Source organism: Acutalibacter caecimuris (assembly GCF_034335085.1).
GTDB classification, from domain to species: Bacteria; Bacillota; Clostridia; order Oscillospirales; family Acutalibacteraceae; genus Acutalibacter; species Acutalibacter caecimuris.
On sequence record NZ_JAWXXJ010000008.1, the window covers coordinates 87,038 to 105,498 of the forward strand.

Sequence of the window (18,461 nt, forward strand, 5' to 3'; positions counted from 1 at the left end):
CGGAGATTTTTTGGGGGGAATGTATTTTTATGTATTTTCGGGCCGGTTCGGCGGGGATTGGACGGGGATATCGCGATTATTATGATAATTTCTATTATTTAAATTAAAAAGAATAGTTATATTCATTATTTTTATGACTTTGATTTTGAGGGGCGGTTATCGTAATTGCTTTTATCATTTAAATTGCGAAGGCTAGGGCTTGTTTGAAAAATCGAAAACGCCGTATTTTTACCCAGAAGCAACCATCTTCTGCGTCGAAAATCCTCGTAATACGCAAGTATTACTTGCGGTTTTCTCCTTGAAGCTGACCGTTTCTGGTCAAAAATCCGTCATTTCCTCTATTTTCAAACAAGCCCTAGTTATCATGATTATTTTTATAGGTTGCACTTGATGCTGTTTATCAATTAAAAAATAAAAAAGAAAAAAAGTAAAACGAGGAAAAGTTTCGATGGCAAAGCCTGGCGGTTGGAGAAAAGGCGTTTTGGCGTGCGCACATAAAAGTTTTGTCCACTTTTTCAAAAGTGGTGGGGATTCCCAAGGGGCAAGGCCCCTTGGGCCGCCGGAGGCAAACCGCCGGAGGCAAACCGCCAGAGGCAAAAGGCAAAAAGCACCTTTTGGCCGGGGCGGGCATAGGATAGGGGTACCAGAGCGAAGGAAAGGGGCATCTGCATGGCGGGTTATCTGGCGTCGGGGATCGACATATCGCAGTTCAACGGGGATGTGGACATAAACGGGCTGCGGGGGAAGGTAGACTTTATCATCATACGCTGCGGGTACGGGAGCGACTATACCTCTCAGGACGACACCCAATACTGGGCGAACGTGCGCAAGTGCCGGGCGGCGGGGATACCCTTTGGGGTATACCTGTACTCGTACGCCAGGAACCGGGAAATGGCGCTGAGCGAGGCCCGGCACACCCTGCGGCTTTTGCAGGGGGTGGAGCCCCTATACGGCGTATGGTACGACCTGGAGGACGCCACGCTGCCCAGCGGCCAGGCGCTGGTGGACAACTGCCTGGCCTACTACGGGGCGCTGAAGGACGCGGGCTTTTACTGCGGGCTGTATGCCTCGCTGAGCTGGATGCGCACCCGGCTGGACAGCCCCCGGCTGGCCGGGATAGACCGGTGGGTGGCCCAGTGGAACGATCAACTGGACTACCCGGGCGCGGGGCTGTGGCAGTACAGCGACCGGGGGGTTATCAACGGGAAAATATTTGACCTGGACCGGGCGTTTCGGGATTACCCGGCCATAATAGGGAAAGGAGATTGGACCGACATGACAAGAGAAGAGGTGCAGCAACTGGCCAGGCAGGAGGCCCAGGCGGTGTACGACCGGAACGAGAAGAAGTACCCCACCTTTGACCAGGTGCCCAAGTGGGCCCGGCAGGCCGTGGAGGACGTGTACCGGGAGCTGGGCTTGGCGGGGTCCGGTGAAACGGTGACGGGGAAAACCCGGATAGACGCCAGCTACAGCTATATACGGGCCCTGTACGTAATAGAACGGGTGCTGCAAAAGCTGGACGGGATGGCGGAAAGCTGAGAACCTGTCCAGCATTGATCCGCACCCATCTTGCCGGCATATTTTCCGCCGTAGGACGCAGCTTTTGCTTGGCAATCGTGGGATTGCCCGCGCGCAATCTACGTCCTCTGACAAAAAATGTCCTCTGACAACAAACCTGTCCGCGCAATCCGTGCACGGCTAGCAGGTTCTAAGGCGGGGCAGGGCCTTTTTGGCCCTGCCCTGTTGCGCCGGCGGGGGTTTTGTGGTATAATCTTCTTTATTCCTGTTGGTTTATATGCTGCCTATTACCACCGAAAGGGGATAAGAAACTATGTGTGGATTTATTGGCTTTACCGGCGACGGGGACCAGGGCGTGTTGCAGGAGATGGCCGGCGCCATTGCCCACCGGGGGCCGGACGACGCCCAGTATTACCAGGACGGGCGGGTATCGCTGGGGTTCCGGCGGCTTTCGATTATTGACCTGGAGGGCGGGCGCCAGCCTATGTGCAACGAGGACGGGTCTAAAGTGCTGGTGTTTAACGGGGAGATATACAACTACCGGGACCTGAAAAAGGACCTGCTGGCCGCCGGGCATACCTTTAAGACCGCGGCGGACAGCGAAGTGTTGCTGCACGGCTATGAGGAGTACGGCCCCGGTATGCTGGACAAGCTGCGGGGGATGTTCGCCTTTGTGATATGGGACAAGGAGAAGGGGGAACTGTTTGGGGCCAGGGACTTTTTTGGCATAAAGCCCCTGTACTATGCCAGCATGGGGGAGAGTTTCCTGTTTGGGTCGGAGATAAAGGGGTTTTTGCCCCACCCGGCCTTTAAGAAGGCGCTGAACCGCCGGGCGCTGGAACATTACCTGAGCTTTCAGTACTCGCCGGGGCCGGAAACCTTTTTTGAGGGGGTGTACAAGCTGCCCCCGGCCCACTACTTTACCTATAAGGACGGGGACATGGCCATTACCCGGTACTGGCTGCCCAAGTTCCAGGCGGACGAGGGCAAGAGCCTGGAAGAGTGGGTGGACGCCATTGAAAAGACCTTTGACGGCAGCGTGGAGGCCCATAAGGTCAGCGACGTGGAGGTGGGGTCCTTTTTGAGCTCGGGGGTGGACTCCAGCTATGTGGCGTGCTCGGCCCATGTGGACAAGACCTTTACCGTGGGCTTTGACAACGGCGAGCGGTATAACGAAACCAGCTACGCCAAGGAGCTTTCGGCGCTGATACCGGTGAAGAACATCAGCAAGGTGATTACGCCGGAGGAGTTTTGGGGCAACTTTGGGAAGATACAGTACCATATGGACGAGCCCCTGGCGGACCCCTCGGCGGTGGCCCTGTACTTTGTGTGCAACACCGCCGCCCAGCACCTGAAGGTGGTGCTTTCCGGCGAGGGGGCGGACGAACTGTTTGGGGGGTATAACATCTACCGGGAGCCCCTCTCCATGGCCTGGTATGACCGGATACCCCTGCCTGTGCGGCGGGTCATTGGCAAAATTGCCGGGGCGCTGCCCGCCCGCCGGGGGTTGAACTTTTTGGTGCGCCGGGGCAAGCCTTTGGAGGAGCGGTTTATCGGCAATGCCTATATGTTTACCGAAAAGCAGCGCCGGGCCCTGCTGAAGGACCCGGTGGGCGCGCCCTCACCGGCCCAGATGGTGAAACCTTATTACGATATGGTGCAGGACAAGGACCCGGTGACCAAGATGCAGTTTGTGGACCTGCATATGTGGATGGTGGGGGATATCCTGCTGAAGGCGGACAAGATGAGCATGGCCAACTCCCTGGAGTTGCGGGTGCCGTTTTTGGACAAGGAAGTGATGGCGCTGGCCGGGCGCATACCCATGCGGTACCGGGTGAACAGCGAGAACACCAAATATGCCATGCGCCAGGCCGCTTTGCGGCGGATGCCCGAAAAGTGGGCGGGGAAGAAAAAGCTGGGCTTCCCGGTGCCTACGCGGGTATGGCTGAAAGAGGACGCCTATTACCAGCGGGTGAAGGAGATGTTCACCGGGCCGGAGGCGGAGGCGTTCTTCCACACGGGCAGGCTGGTGAAACTGCTGGACGAGCATAAGGCCGGGAAAGCGGACAACAGCCGGCGGGTGTGGACCGTATACACCTTTTTGGTGTGGTACCGGGAATTTTTTGTGAATCGGTAGGCTGAGGGGGGCGCGGCCAACAGAAGGGTCGGAATGTGGGCCTCCGGCGGCTTAGGGGCTTTGCCCCTAAGAACCCCACCACCTTTGAAAAGGTGGACGAAACTTTTACCATTTGGTTGCCGGAGTCCCGTTTTTAAACTCTTCGTTTTGGGCACACCGCAGACAGCGGGTGTGTCCATAAAGAAGAGTTTATGACGGAATATTGGCCTCTGGCGGTGGAGAGTTGGCGTTGCCAACTCTTGGGTTTCACCTCTAAGAACTCCACCACCTTGCCTCCGGCGGCTTAGGGGCTTTGCCCCTAAGAACCCCACCACCTTTGAAAAGGTGGACGAAACTTTTATTGTTGGCCCGTTTGAAAAGGGCGGGGGCACTGGCTTTGGCGCAGCCAAGGTTGGGCGGCCGTCATGAACCGGCAGGTGGGAAGGCGAAACTTTTATTGTTTTATTTGCCGGAGCCTACTTTTGAAACGTTTTTAAGCGCTTTGCTTGGGACACGCCCAGCAGAGAGGGACCCAACGAGCAGGGAGTGAAATAAAAATTATGGAGAATAACAGGGAACCGATTATAGAGGCCATTGCCGCGGAACTGCATTTGCGGCCCGGACACGTGCAGGCGGTGGCGGACTTGCTGGACGAGGGCAACACGGTGCCGTTTATCGCCCGGTACCGCAAGGAGCAGCACGGCACTATGGACGACCAGACCATACGCACCCTGGCGGACCGGCTGCAATACCTGCGGGGCCTGGAACAGCGCAAGGCCGAGGTGAAGGCCGCCATTGCCCAGCAGGAAAAGCTGACCCCGGAACTGGAGGAGGCCATTGGCCGGGCCGCTACCCTGACCGAGGTGGACGACCTGTACCGGCCCTTTAGGCCCAAGCGCAAGACCAGGGCCAGCATCGCCAGGGAAAAGGGGCTGGAGCCCCTGGCCGCGGCCATATGGGCCGGCAAGGGGCCGGACGGGCGGCCCCTGGGGCTGGAGGAACTGTGCGGGGGGTATATCGACCCGGAAAAGGGGGTGGCCTCTGCCGGGGAGGCCCTGCAAGGGGCCAAGGACATTATCGCCGAGGACCTTTCTGATGAGGCGGACACCCGCAAACGGCTGCGGGAGCGGATGCAGAAAGAGGGCAGCGCCCGGGCCGTGGCCAACACCGAGGAGGACACGGTATACCGGCTGTATTATGACTTTCAGGAGCCGCTGAAACGGTTGCAGGGCCACCAGGTACTGGCCATGGACCGGGGCGAACGGGAGGGCGTGCTGAAGGTAAGCCTGCTGCCCGGAGAGTTTGGCCCCACCCGGCTGATTTTGCAGGGGGTACGGCGGGACCACCCCTTTGGGGCGGTGCTGGAGGAGGTGGCCGGGGACGCCTGGGACAGGCTGATCTTCCCCTCGCTGGAACGGGAGTTGCGGCGGGCCCTGACGGACCAGGCGGCGGAACAGGCCATACACACCTTTGCCCTGAACCTGCGGCCCCTGCTGATGCAGCCCCCGGTAAAGGGCAAGGTGACCCTGGGCTTTGACCCGGCCTACCGCACCGGCTGCAAGCTGGCTGTGGTGGACGGCAACGGCAAGGTGCTGGAAACGGCGGTGATCTACCCCACCAAGCCCCACAACAAGGTGGAGGAGGGCAAGCGGGTACTGCGCCGGCTGTGCGACACCCACCACATCCGGTGTATTGCCATTGGCAACGGTACGGCGGGCAGGGAGTCGGAGATATTCGTCAGCGAATTTATCAAGGAGTACGGCGGGGATGTGTCCTATATGGTGGTCAGCGAGGCTGGGGCCTCGGTGTACTCGGCCTCGAAACTGGGGGCGGAGGAGTTCCCGGACTTTGACGTGAGTTTGCGCTCGGCGGTGTCCATTGCCCGGCGCTTGCAGGACCCTTTGGCCGAACTGGTGAAGATAGACCCCAAGGCCATTGGGGTGGGGCAGTATCAGCATGATATGCCCCAGGCCAGGCTTTCGGAGGCTTTGGACGGGGTGGTGGAGGACTGCGTAAACGCCGTGGGCGTGGACCTGAATACGGCCTCGCCGGCCCTTTTGCGGCGGGTGGCGGGCATAAGCCCCACCGTGGCGAAGAACGTGGCCGCCTACCGGGAGGAAAACGGCAGCTTTACCACCCGCCGGGAACTGCTGAAGGTGCCCAAGCTGGGGCCCAAAGCCTTTGAGCAGTGCGCGGGCTTTTTGCGGGTGCCGGAGAGCCAGAAGGTGCTGGACCGCACGGCCGTGCACCCGGAGTCTTATAAGGCGGCGGAAAAGCTGCTGGAATTGTGCGGCTATGCCCTGGAGGATGTGGGCACACCCGGCGCGCTGGGGGATTTGGACGCGCGGCTGAAGGCCCTGGGCCCGGAAAAGGCCGCCGCGGCCTGCGGCGTGGGCCTGCCTACCCTGCGGGATATTGCCGCCGAACTGCAAAAGCCCGGCCGGGACCCCAGGGACGAACTGCCCCCGCCTATGCTGCGCACGGACGTGATGGACATCAGCGACCTGGCGCCGGGGATGAAGATTACCGGCACCGTGCGCAATGTGGTGGACTTTGGCGCTTTTGTGGACATTGGCGTGCACCAGGACGGGCTGGTGCATATCTCCCAACTGAGCAACCGTTTCGTCCGCGACCCTAACCAGGTGGTTAAGGTGGGCGACGTGGTGGAGGTTACGGTGATGGAAGTGGATGAGAAGAAAAAACGGATCGCCCTCTCTATGCGTGCACCGCAATCCCCTTGAGTGCTTTCCAGGGGCAGAGCCCCTGACCCCGCTGGGGGCTCTGCCCCCAGACCCCTGCCAGGAGCTCTGCCCCTGTACCCTGCTGGGGGCGCTGCCCCCAGGCCCCTGCCAAAGGGGCACAGCCCCTTTGGAATCCTATAGGGGGCCTTGGGGACGCTTACTGTTTATTGGGGGTGCAAACCCCTGTTGGGTTGTGCGGGGACTGGATCTTTTTTGTTTTTTGAAGGGCCGGGATGGGGGGCGTCATGGAAATTGGGGGGCGTGCGGATGGCGCTGGCTTATTTTTGTGGGCTCGACTGGGCCGAGGGGAACACCTGGAGCGGGCAAGAGATCAAAAAATAAAACTAGGGCTTGTTTGAAAAATCGAAAACGCCGTCTTTTTACCCAGAAGCAGCCATCTCCTGCGTCGAAAATCCTCGTAATACGCAAGTATTCCTTGCGGTTTTCTCCTTGAAGCTGACCGCTTCTGGTCAAAAATCCGTCATTTCCTCTATTTTCAAACAAGCCCTAAAAAAAGAAAAAATTTTTAAGTATACTGTTTGACCCTCGCGGGCGGGGACCTTGGGGGACAGGGCCGGGGGTGCGCGGCGGCGGGAGTCTAGAGGGGCTGGGCCCCTCTGGCAGGGATTCTTAAGGGGCGGCGCCCCTTAAGGCAGGTAGCGCCGGTGGGGGCACCGTAGGTGGGCGAGGGGCTGAAATAAAAAGGAAAAAGATTTTAAGTTATGGTGTTTGGCCCTCGCGGGTAGGGGGCCTTGGGGGACAGGGCCGGGGGTGCGCGGCGGTGGGAGTCTAGAGGGGCTGGGCCCCTCTGGCAGGGATTCTTAAGGGGCGGCGCCCCTTAAGGCAGGTAGCGCCGGTGGGGGCACCGTAGGTGGGCGAGGGGCTGAAATAAAAAAAGAATAAAGATTTTAAGTTATGCTGTTTGGCCCTCGCGGGTAGGGGGCCTTGGGGGGACAGGGCCGGGGGTGCGCGGCGGCGGGAGTACAGAGGGGCTGGGCCCCTCTGGCAGGGATTCTTAAGGGGCGGCGCCCCTTAAGGAAGGCTGGGCCGGTGGGGGCACCGTAGGTGGGCAAGGGACTGAAATTAAAAAAGAAAAAAGATTTTAAGTTATGCTGTTTGGCCCTCGCGGGTAGGGGGCCTTGGGGGACAGGGCCGGGGGTGCGCGGCGGTGGGAGTCCAGAGGGGCTGGGCCCCTCTGGCAGGGATTCTTAAGGGGCGGCGCCCCTTAAGGCAGGCTGGGCCGGAAGGTGGCAGCAAAGCAGCAGGCGCATTTATGGAGAAAGGAGTACATATGCCGGATACAAGCAAGACGGAACTTTTTGAGCGGATGCCTATACGCAAGGCAGTGATGACGCTGGCGATACCTACTATATTGAGCTCGCTGGTGATGGTGCTGTACCACTTGGCGGACACGTACTTTGTGGGGATGCTGGACGACCCGGTACAGAATGCGGCGTTGACCCTTTCGGGGCCCATGCTGCTGGCTTTTAACGCGGTGAACAACCTGTTTGGGGTGGGGACTTCCAGCATGATGAGCCGGGCCCTGGGCAGCAAGGACTATGACACGGTATACCGCAGCTCGGCCTTTGGGTTTTATGGGTCGCTGCTGTTTGGGGTGCTGTTTTCGGTGGGGTTTACCTGTTTCCGTATGCCCCTATTGACGGCGCTGGGCACGGATGCGTCTACCCTTTCCGCCACCAGCGACTACCTACTGTGGACGGTGACTTTTGGCGCCAGCCCGGCCATTTTGAACGTGGTGCTGGCCTACCTGGTGCGCTCGGAGGGGGCGGCGCTGCACGCCAGCATCGGCACCATGAGCGGGTGTTTCCTCAACATTATACTGGACCCCATCTTTATTTTGCCCTGGGGGCTGGGCCTGGGCGCCGCGGGGGCGGGGCTGGCCACGTTCCTCTCGAACTGCTTTGCCTGCGGGTACTTTTTTGTGCTGCTGTTTGTGCGCAGGGGCAAAACCTATGTGTGCGTGAACCCGGCTATGGTTCGGTGGCGGCGGGCCATTGTGCTGGGTATTTTCGGGGTGGGCATACCGGCCTCCATACAGAACCTGCTGAACGTGACCGGGCGCATGGTGCTGAACAACTTTACCGCCGGCTACGGCCCCGACGCGGTGGCCGCCATGGGCATTGCCACCACCATCAGTTCGGTTTCCATGCAGATTGCGCTGGGGGGCTCCCAGGGGATCATGCCGCTGATCAGCTACAACTATGCCAGCGGCAACACCCCCCGGATGAAGAGCACGATCGGCTTTTTGATGAAGCTTGCCATGGCCTTTATGGCGGTAGCCACGGCGGCCATGTTCTTTGGGGCCAGGTGGTTTACGCTGCTGTTCATCCAGAACGAGTCGGTTGTTACCTATGGGGCGGCCTTTTTGCAGGGGCTTTGCCTGGCGCAGCCCTTCCTGTGCATTGACTTTATTGCGGTGGGCGTGTTCCAGTCCTGCGGCATGGGCAGGAAGGCCCTGGTGTTTGCGGTGCTGCGGAAGATCATTTTGGAGATACCGGCCCTGATCTTGCTGGACAGGCTGTTCCCGCCCTATGGGCTGGCCTACTCGCAACTGGTGGCGGAGTTTATTTTGGCTGTGGTGGCGGTGGTGATTCTGGTGCGGCTGTTCCGGCAACTGGAAAAGAGGCCCCTGCCTTTGGGGAGGGCCCTATGAGCTTTCGGGACGAAGTGTTTGCCACCGTGGGGCGCATCCCCGCCGGGCGGGTGGCCACCTACGGGCAGATTGCCCTGCTGTGCGGCAGGCCCAGGGCCGCCCGGATTGTGGGGGCGGCGATGCTCCATGCCCCCGGCGGGCTGCCCTGCCACCGGGTCATCTACCGTGACGGCACCCTTTGCTGCGACCAGGCCTTTGGCGGGAAAGCCATCCAGCGGAATATGCTGGAGGCGGAGGGCGTGCCCTTTCTGCCTGACGGCCGCGTGGACTTGCGGGCCGCCCTTTGGGAGGGTTAGGGCTGCGGGGCGGCTGCTGGGTCTATACGGGATTTTTGCCTCCGGCGGGGGCTTTGATTCTCGGCTGCCGCCTCGGCCGGCGACGGACAATCGCCACCGGCGATTGTCGCCCCCTAAAAACCCCACCACCTTTGAAAAGGGCGAGGGTCGCCAGTGGCGGCCGTCACGAGCCGACCGAACCGGCAGGTGAGACGACGAAACTTTTATTGTTTGCCCGTTTGAAAAGGGCGAGGGCCGCCGGCTACTTGGCACAGCCAAGTAGAGCGGCCGTCACGATCCGGCCGAACCGGCAGGTGAGAAAACGAAACTTTTATTGATTCGTTCGCCGGAGTTTCACTTTTTCGTTCTTTATTTTGGACGCGCCCTTTTCCCCTGCAAAGGGGGAAGGGGCTTTTTTTGGAGGTAGAGGCAAAAACGTGGGGGTGGGTTGGGGATTTGCCTCTTGCTAAATGGGGGCGGGTAGGTTATACTATACATAAAAGGTACTTTTTTCCATCCATAATCATACAGAAAGGTGGAACCCCCATGAAAGCAAAAACTTTTGACCCACAAGCCTACGGGGCGGCGGCGCGGGCCGCTGCCTGCGAGGGCGCTGTCCTGCTGCGCAACGAGGCGGGCGTTTTGCCCTTTGCCCCCGGCGCGAAGGTGGCCGTGTTCGGCCGCAGCCAGTTCAACTACTACAAGTCCGGCACCGGTTCGGGCGGGCTGGTGAACACCGGGCACGTGCCCACCATCACCGAGGCGCTGGAGCAGGGCGGCCGGGTAGAGGTGGACCAGGAACTGAAGGCCGTGTACGAGGCGTGGCTACAGGACCACCCCTTTGACGTAGGGCAGGGCTGGGCCGCCGAGCCCTGGTACCAGGAGGAAATGCCCCTGGACGAAACCCTGGTGGGAAAATACAGCGAAAAAAACGACGCGGCGCTGGTGATCATCGGCCGGACTGCCGGGGAGGATAAGGATAACTCGGACGCGGAGGGCAGCTACCTGCTGGCCGCCGCGGAGCGCCGGATGCTGGCGCTGGCCTGCGGGGCTTTCCGGCAGGTGGCCGTGGTGCTGAACACGGGGAGCATCCTGGACATGAAATGGGTGGAGGAATACCGCCCGGGGGCCGTGATGCTGACCTGGCAGGGCGGGCAGGAAGGCGGCCTGGCCGTGGCCGACCTGCTTACCGGGCAGGTGACGCCCTCTGGTAAGCTTTCGGACACCATTGCCAGGGATATTGGCGACTACCCGGCTGCCGGGAACTACGGCAGCGAGAGCCGGAACGTGTACAGCGAGGATATTTACGTGGGCTACCGCTACTTTGAAACCTTTGCCCCGGACAAGGTGCTGTACCCCTTCGGCTTTGGGCTGAGCTACACCCAGTTTGCGGTGGAGCCCGCCCCGGTGCAGTATGACGGGCTGTTCCGGTTCTCTGCCAAAGTGGCCAATACCGGCGGCGTGCCCGGCCGGGAAGTGGTGCAACTGTACTGCGCGGCCCCCCAGGGCCGGCTGGGCAAGCCCGCCCGGAGCCTGTGCGCCTTTGCCAAGACCCCCTTGCTGGCGCCGGGGGAAGAGGCCACGGTGGAGATGACCTTTTCGGTAGACCTGCTGGCCTCTTACGACGACAGCGGGGTTACGGGGCATAAGTCCGCCTGGGTGGTGGAGGCAGGGGAGTACGCCTTCTTTGCCGGGACGGACGTGCGCAGCGCCCGGCCGGTGGGCCGCGTGGCCCTGGAGGCCCAGGTGCTGGAGCAACTGGAGGAGGCCTGCGCGCCGGTTACGCCCTTTGAGCGCCTGCGGCCGGGGGCGGCGGAAAACGGCGTATACGCCCCGGCCTATGAGCCCGCTCCCCTGGGTACGGTGGACCCCATGGCCCGCCGGGCTGCCCACATGGCGCCTGCCTATCCCCAAACCGGCGATAAGGGCTGGAAACTGGGGGATGTGGCCGACGGCAAGGTGGATATGGCGGCGTTTATCGCCCAGCTTTCGGATGAGGATTTGTGCTGCGTGGTGCGGGGCGAGGGGATGTGCTCGCCCAAAGTGACCCCCGGCACCGCCGGGGCCTTTGGCGGGGTGACGCAGCGGCTGGTGGATATGGGCATACCCACCGGCTGCTGCGCCGACGGGCCCAGCGGCATCCGCATGGACTGCGGCACCTGGGCGTTCTCCATGCCCAGCGGCACCTGCCAGGCCTGCACCTTTGACACCCAACTGGTGGGCGAGCTGTACGAGTACGCCGGCCTGGAGCTTCGCAAAAACAAGGTGGACACGTTGCTGGGGCCGGGCATCAACCTGCACAGGCACCCGCTGAACGGGCGGAACTTTGAGTATTTCTCGGAGGACCCCTTGCTGACCGGGCGCATGGCCGCCGCCCAACTGAACGCCATGCAGAAGTACGGGGTGACGGGCACCATTAAGCACTTTGCCTGCAACAGCCAGGAGTTCCACCGGCATGACGTGGAGGCGGTGGTTTCGGAACGGGCCCTGCGGGAATTGTACCTGCGTTGCTTTGAGATTGCCGTGAAAGCCGGGAAGGCACGCTCGATTATGACCAGCTATAACCCGGTGAACGGGTTCTGGTCGGCCAGCAACTACGACCTGCTGACCACCGTACTGCGGGACCAGTGGGGCTTTGAGGGACAGGTGATGACCGACTGGTGGGCACGGTGCAACGACCAGGGGCAGCCCGGCGAACGCACCAACCTGGCCGCTATGGCCAGGGCCCAGAACGACCTGTATATGGTGACCGCCAACGCCCAGGAGAACCCGGACAACCTGGCCGCCGCTTTGGCCCAGGGCAGCCTGAGCCGGGGGGATTTGCAACGCTGCGCCGGGAATATCTGCCGGTTTTTGATGCAATCCCCCGCCCTGGCCCGGCTGCGGGGACAGGAGAGCCAACTGGACCGGGACCTGGCCTGCGCCCCCTCTTTTGACGACGGCAGCGCGGCACAGATCCACTTTGTGGAGGCCGACCGGGAGGGCTTTGCCCAACTGGACACCGGGCTTATCGGCCTGCATAAGGGGGATAATACCCGGTTCGGGATGTCCGTAAAGCGGCAGGGGCTGTATACCCTGCGTTTGGTGCTGCGCAGCACGGACAGCAACGACGTCAGCCAGCTTCCCCTTTCTGTGTTCCAGGACCATAGCCTGCTGGGGACCATCACCCTGACCGGCGCCCAGCGGGACTGGCAGACCGTGGAACTGGACGTGATGGGTTTCTCCGCCAACTTCTACCTGCGTTTCTTCGCCGCCCAAACCGGCCTGGAACTCCAGTCCTGTACCTTCCACTTTAAAATGGGCCTGGAGGATCTGATGAAAAACCGGGAGGCTACCGGGGAGTAAGCCGGCGCTTGTTTAAGCCATTTGGCCCCGCAAGGGGCGCTGCCCTGGCGGCATAGGGGGCTTTTTGGGGGCTGCTCGCCCCCAAACCCCTCGCCAGCGCTGGGGCCGCGCTGGACCGGCCTTGTGGGCCCCCTATGGGGGGTATCAGGAAAATAAAGAGCAGTGCCCTTGGGACGTTTTGGGGGGACTGCTTTTTTATTTTGAAGGGCGGGTTTGTTGTGGTTTTTGGGTGGAGAGCACGGCGGGAATGTTTTATTTTAGGGGGGAGGGGAATTTAAATAAAAAAATGAAAAAAGAAAAAGCAGTACCTTTTGACGCTGGAGGGACTGCTTTTTTATTATTTTAGGAAGGCTAAAGGCCGGGCCACAGGCGGGTCCAGGGACGCAGTTCCTGGCGGGGTGCAGGGGCAAGGGTCGCCAGTGGCGACCGTTCCGAGCCGACCGAGCCGGCAGGCGAGAACGGGCCCCTGCCCGCCAGAGGTAAAGGGGAGAGAGGCAAAAAAGGGGGCGGGCGTCAGGGGGTAGAGCGGTGCTCCAGGGAGGAGAGGAAGGGGGACTTTTTGGGGCCGAAACCGCTGACGAACACGCCGTCGCGAGCGCGGGTCATGGCCACGTAGAGCAGGCATTTGTCGGCCTTACGGGCGGCTTTGGCCCGTTCGGTTTCATTGCTCAGGGGGTAATGGGGCAGGGTGCCGTCGTTAACGGCGGCCAGGAACATATACTGGAACTCCAGCCCCTTTACCCGGTGCATGGTGGCGATGCGCAAGCCGTCCTGGCCGGTTTCGTCCAGGCCTGTTTTTTTGACCTCGAACACCTTGCCGAGCTGTTCGGCCAGCTTTTTCTTATACTTTTGCACCAGGGCATTGGTGGGGGCTGTCAGGCAGACATTGCGCAGGGGCACGCCCTGGGCCCGGAGTTTTTCCAACTCGCCCAGAATCCATTCCATCTCCTGGGCCTCGTTTTGGGCATGACGCACCTGCACCACGCCTTTTGCCAGGGGGGAGTAGTAGGCCCGTGCGCTGTCGTCCAGGCCGCCGTCCATATTGTCAAAAAGCTCGTCCTCCAGCAGGCAGGAGGCGGCCCGGCGCACGTTCTCGCGGGTACGGTAGTTCATGCGCAGCACAAAGCTGCGGCTGCCGGGCACGTGGATGCCGCACTGGGACAGCACCGGCCTGTTGCCGTAAATGCGCTGGCGCACATCCCCCACCAGAAACAGGTCATCCGGGTGCGCCGGCCCGGCCAGCGCCCGGATCAGGCGCAGGTCCCAGCCGGAGAAGTCCTGGACTTCATCGACCACCACGTGCTTATAGAGGCCCGCCGGGGGGAGCTGCTCCACGCAGCGGCGCAGGGCGCTGTTGCGGTCAAAGGTGTTCCGGGTTTCCAGCAGTTTTTGGTATTCGGTAAACACCGGCCAGGCCCGCTCCCTTTCCTGGCGGTAAAGGGGGGCGCCCCGCTGGTGGCGGGCCACTTGCAGGTACTCTTCCTGGGTGAGGAACGCCCCCTTGGCTACCACCTGCTCCCACTCCTCCCGGTACCAGGTAGGGGTTTCCGGGTAGGGGTCTTTGGCCTGGCTGGCGGCCTGCTGCCAAAGGGGCTCCAGTTCCGCGGGGTTGTAGAGGATCTTCCCGCCGGTGGCCCGGAGCAGTTCGCCGGCTTTTTTGTCGATATGGCAAACCTCCACCCCCCGTGGCAGGGCCCCGCCGTTTAGCAGTTTGAGGCTTTGCTCGATATCCTGGGCCAGGTTCTCGGTAAAGGTGGTGAAGAGCAGCTTTTCCCCGTTGCCCAGCCCTTTGGCCAGGCAGATGGCCCGGTATATGGCGGTAACGGTTTTGCCTGTGCCCGCGCCGCCGGACACCCGCACGGGGCCGTCGTAGCCGGTGGACTCAACGCCGCCCCGGACCAGGCGGGCCTCGGCCAGCCGCTGCTGGGCCGGGTGCAGGAAGGTGCGCCACTCTTCCAGGCGGCCTTCTTGCAGGATTTTGGCCAACTGCTCGTGGCCGCTGCGCACCAGGGAGGGGGCCTCCTGGAAGGCGGGCTGCCCGTTTTGGCCGGTTTGCCCGGCTTGGCCGGCCGGCAGTGTTTGAGTTTTTTCGTACTCCCGGATCAGCTCGATGGCGGTGGCGCTGCCGGTGCTCAGGGTAAAGAGCCGGTCGCAGAGGCTGTCCTCCAACTGGCCGGAAACCTCGTCGATAAACTGCTCCATGTCCTTCAGGGCGCGCAGGCAGCCGATCTTGTCCTCGGGCACGCCCATGCGGTACAGTTGCACGTCGCTGGCGCCCTCCTGGGGGAAGGGGCGGGCGTCCGCCACGGCCCCGCCGGGGGCCTCTTCCTCCAGAAGGGCCTGGAGCAGGGCGGCTACCTCTGCCGGGCTGGCGGCCCCTACGGCCGCGGTGGGGTCGGCACGGGCCAGCAACTGCCTGCCGTTGTTGTTGACCTCGCCGTACATATCGTCATGCTTGCCGGCGGCCAGGAAGTAGTAGGCGCCTTCCCGCTGGGCCAGGATGATACGGGGGCCCTGCCGGACGCGGATGGACATAAGCCGGCCGGCATCCCCTCTGGCGCTTTTCAGGATCTCCGGGCGCAGGCCCTTGTCGGAGGGGTCTGTGATGCGGGCGGGGTTTTCCAGACACTCCTTCAGGGTATCCAAGGTGGCCCCTTGCAGGGCTTTATCCATACCGCAGAGGGTTTTGATAAACCCGGCGGTCAGCATAAACTCGATCTTCATGCCTGTTCCTCCTTTGCTTTATGGGGGGCATCCCTTTTTGTTTCGATTTATTCTACCAGTATACCACAGGAAACGGGGGGGCGCAACTTTTTTCGCCCCTGGGGCAGAGGGGCGGTTTGGGGGATTTTTTATTTACCCCCTACCCAGGGGGGCGGGGATTGTGGTATAATGTAGAAAACACCCTTTGCGGGGCCCCGGCGGCCCGGAAGGGTACCATGCCAAAATAAAGGAGATTTCCCCTATGTTACAGGATTTGCAGGAATATGCCCTGTCGGCGGTGCCCCACCTGAAGGTGCTGGGCCGCACCAACGGCTCGCTGGCGCCGCTGACGCTGTTCTGGACGGGCAGCGCTTTGGAGGTGAACGTCCGGGCGGCCGGGCTGTGGGCGGAGGTGGAGGCGGATTTTTCCCAACTGGAGCAGTGGGCCGCGGTTACGGTGAACGGCCAGGTAATCAGCCGGTTCCCCCTGCCCGCCGGGCGGCACTGGCTGTGCCTGTTTAGGGGGATGGACCCCGCAAAGGCCAAGAGCGTCCGCTTGGTGAAAGAGGTACAGGCCATGCCGGGGGACCCCCAGGCCAGGTTGCAGGTGCACGCCCTGCGCACCGACGGCAGTTTCCTGCCGGTAGAGGCGCGGGGCCGCAGGCTGGAATTTATCGGCGACAGCATTACTTCCGGCGAGGGGCTGGTGGGGGCCCAGGAAGAGCAGGACTGGATCCCCCTGTTTTTCTCGGCGGTATACGGGTTCCCCATGCTGGCTGCCGGCCTGTGCGGGGCGGACTACCGGGTGGTTTCCCAAAGCGGCTGGGGGGTGCGCAGTAGCTGGGACAACAACCCCCACTGCACCCTGCCCGGCGTGTACGACCGGGTGTGCGGCCCCCTTACCGGCCAGGCCAACCAGGACCTGGGCGCCCAGGCCCCCTATGACTTTGCCGCCTGGCAGCCGGACGCGGTGGTTATCAACCTGGGCACCAATGACGGCGGCGCGGTGCGCCAGCCCCCCTGGCAGGATCCGGCTACCGGGGCGTGCTTTCAGCAGGAGGGCAACCGGGCCGGGCGGGCCGCCTTTACCGGCGCGGCCGTGGCCTTTTTGAAACAACTGCGGGCGCGCAACCCCGGCGCTTTCCTGCTGTGGGCCTACGGTATGCTGGGGCGGGAGATGGCCGGGGCCATCCGGGAGGCCGTGGCGGCGTACCGGCGGGAAACCGGCGACCTGCGGGCGGATTTTCTGCTGCTGCCGGACACCGGCCGGGACTTGATGGGCTCCCGCGGCCACCCGGGCAGGAAAGCCCACGCCCAAGCGGCCCAGATACTGGCCGATTACCTGGAAACCGTGTGGGAGGCGTAAGGGATGTACCACTTTTTTGCCATGCTGTCCCGGATGAAGTACATCAGCCGCTGGGGGCTGATGCGCAACACCCGCAGCGAGAACCTGTGCGAACACAGCCTGGAAACCGCCCTGGTGGCCCATGCCCTGGCGGTGATTGGCAACCGGCGCTTTGGCCGGCAGTATGACCCCCAGCGGGCCGCTACCCTGGCGCTGCTCCACGATGCATCGGAGATTATTACCGGGGATATGCCTACGCCGGTCAAGTACCACTCGGAGGAGATACGGCGGGCCTATGCCGAGGTGGAGCAACTGGCGGTGGACCGGCTGGTGGCCATGCTACCGGAGGACCTGCGCCCCGCCTACCGGGAGCTGATGTCCATGAGCGCCCCGGAGGACCGGCAGCTACTGCCCCTGGTCAAGGCTGCGGACCGGATCTCCGCGGTGATCAAGTGCATGGAGGAGCGGCTTAGCGGCAACCAGGATTTCCGGGAGGCCGAGCGCGCCACCTTGAAGGCCCTGGAGGAAATGGGCCTGCCGGAGGCCGACTGCTTTGTGCGGGAGTTTTTGCCCAGCTACGGGCTGACCCTGGACGAGCAGAACTATTCCTCTACCGCGGGGGTAAAAATGGCGGAGAGCGCCCAAATGTTCTTTTCCAGCGCCCTGTAGGGCTTGCCGTAAACAAGCGGGGGTACCCGCTTCGGGAGGGCCCGCTTTTTGCCCGGCATATTTTTATTATTCTGTATGGTAAGGAGTTTCCCATGGAGATCGCCCATATCCACCTTCCCTCCCCTGTGGCGTTGGCCCCTATGGCCGGGGTTACGGACGCGGCTTTCCGGCAGGTTTGCAGCCGCTATGGCGCGACCTATACGGTCAGCGAGATGATCAGCGCCAAGGCGATGGAGTATAACGACAAAAAAACCGCCCAACTGGCGGACCTTTCCCACGACGAGGGGCCGGTGTTTTTGCAGATTTTCGGCAGCGAGCCCGCCTGCATGGCCGCCGCCGCCCGGAAACTGGCCCGCTTGGCCCCCGCGGGTATTGACATCAACATGGGCTGCCCCATGCCGAAGATCACCGGCGGCGGCGCGGGCAGCGCCCTGATGAAAGACCCGGCCCTTTGCGGGGAGATTGTGGCCGCGGTGAAGGAGGCCTGCGGCCTGCCTGTTACCGTGAAACTGCGGGCCGGCTGGGACGCCGCCCATATCAACGCCCCGGCGGTGGCCAAAGCCTGCGAGGCCGCCGGGGCGGACGGGGTGTGCGTACACGCCCGCACCCGGGCGCAACTGTACCAGGGCCAGGCGGATTGGGCCGTCATCCGGCAGGTGAAGGAGGCGGTGGGCATACCGGTCATCGGCAACGGCGACGTGACCGGCCCCCACTCCGCCGCGGCCCTGCTGGCCGCCACCGGCTGCGACCTGGTCATGGTGGGCCGGGGCGCTTTGGGCAACCCCTGGGTGTTTGCAGAGATCAACGCCTACCTGGGGGAGGACTGCCGGCTGCTGCCCCCGCCCTCCCCGGCCCAGCGGCTGCTGGCCATGCGCCGGCATATCGGGCTGATGTGCAGCTATAAGGGCGAGGCCAGGGCCATGCGGGAGGCCCGCAAGCACGCGGGCTGGTACCTGAAGGGCCTGCGGGGCGCGGCCCAGCTTAGGCGGCTGGCCAGCGAACTGGACAGCCTTGCGGGCCTGGACGGGCTGATCGAGGAGGCCCTTCGCCTGGGGGAGCCCACCCGGTAGCGCCC

Annotated in this window: 12 protein-coding genes; 11 read left to right on the top strand and 1 reads right to left on the bottom strand. The window is 62.3% G+C overall.

The window, feature by feature from the left end; all coding sequences use genetic code 11:
* The first annotated feature begins 669 nt into the window (after positions 1–669).
* The 8 genes from U8U01_RS06305 (at position 670) to U8U01_RS06340 (ending at position 13,015) form a co-directional block, all read left to right on the top strand.
* Complete coding sequence (locus tag U8U01_RS06305; protein ID WP_322172636.1) at positions 670–1,539, top strand: GH25 family lysozyme; 870 nt, start codon at positions 670–672, stop codon at positions 1,537–1,539.
* Positions 1,540–1,831: 292 nt separating this feature from the next.
* Positions 1,832–3,655: an asparagine synthase (glutamine-hydrolyzing) gene (asnB, locus tag U8U01_RS06310; RefSeq protein WP_322172638.1), complete on the top strand. Its 1,824-nt coding sequence runs from the start codon at positions 1,832–1,834 to the stop codon at positions 3,653–3,655.
* A gap of 539 nt (positions 3,656–4,194) precedes the next feature.
* Positions 4,195–6,375 (top strand): Tex family protein, encoded by a 2,181-nt coding sequence (locus U8U01_RS06315; RefSeq protein WP_322172640.1) that lies wholly within the window; start codon positions 4,195–4,197, stop codon positions 6,373–6,375.
* A 351-nt stretch (positions 6,376–6,726) separates the two neighbouring features.
* Complete coding sequence (locus U8U01_RS06320; RefSeq protein WP_322172641.1) at positions 6,727–6,918, top strand: hypothetical protein; 192 nt, start codon at positions 6,727–6,729, stop codon at positions 6,916–6,918.
* A gap of 730 nt (positions 6,919–7,648) precedes the next feature.
* Entirely contained in the window at positions 7,649–9,049 is a 1,401-nt protein-coding gene (locus tag U8U01_RS06325; protein ID WP_367575602.1) for an MATE family efflux transporter, read from the top strand.
* Entirely contained in the window at positions 9,046–9,345 is a 300-nt protein-coding gene (locus U8U01_RS06330; protein ID WP_322172643.1) for an MGMT family protein, read from the top strand. Before U8U01_RS06325 ends, U8U01_RS06330 begins: the two co-directional genes overlap by 4 nt.
* Before the next feature lie 525 nt (positions 9,346–9,870).
* Positions 9,871–12,669 carry a glycoside hydrolase family 3 protein gene (locus U8U01_RS06335; protein WP_322172645.1) on the top strand — a complete coding sequence of 933 codons (2,799 nt, stop codon included), beginning with the start codon at positions 9,871–9,873 and terminating at the stop codon, positions 12,667–12,669.
* A gap of 178 nt (positions 12,670–12,847) precedes the next feature.
* Positions 12,848–13,015 carry a hypothetical protein gene (locus U8U01_RS06340; RefSeq protein WP_322172647.1) on the top strand — a complete coding sequence of 56 codons (168 nt, stop codon included), beginning with the start codon at positions 12,848–12,850 and terminating at the stop codon, positions 13,013–13,015.
* A 167-nt stretch (positions 13,016–13,182) separates the two neighbouring features.
* Here the strand turns inward: U8U01_RS06340 and U8U01_RS06345 are convergent, their stop codons facing one another.
* Complete coding sequence (locus U8U01_RS06345; RefSeq protein ID WP_322172649.1) at positions 13,183–15,393, bottom strand: 3'-5' exonuclease; 2,211 nt, start codon at positions 15,391–15,393, stop codon at positions 13,183–13,185.
* Positions 15,394–15,634: 241 nt separating this feature from the next.
* Between U8U01_RS06345 and U8U01_RS06350 the strand changes: the two genes are divergently transcribed.
* From U8U01_RS06350 to dusB, 3 genes are all read left to right on the top strand, one after another.
* Complete coding sequence (locus U8U01_RS06350; protein ID WP_322172651.1) at positions 15,635–16,738, top strand: SGNH/GDSL hydrolase family protein; 1,104 nt, start codon at positions 15,635–15,637, stop codon at positions 16,736–16,738.
* Positions 16,739–16,741: 3 nt separating this feature from the next.
* Entirely contained in the window at positions 16,742–17,386 is a 645-nt protein-coding gene (gene yfbR / locus U8U01_RS06355; RefSeq protein WP_322172653.1) for a 5'-deoxynucleotidase, read from the top strand.
* Between the two features lie 92 nt (positions 17,387–17,478).
* Positions 17,479–18,456, top strand: a complete 978-nt coding sequence (gene dusB / locus U8U01_RS06360; RefSeq protein ID WP_322172655.1) for a tRNA dihydrouridine synthase DusB — start codon at positions 17,479–17,481, stop codon at positions 18,454–18,456.
* The last annotated feature ends 5 nt before the right edge of the window (positions 18,457–18,461 follow it).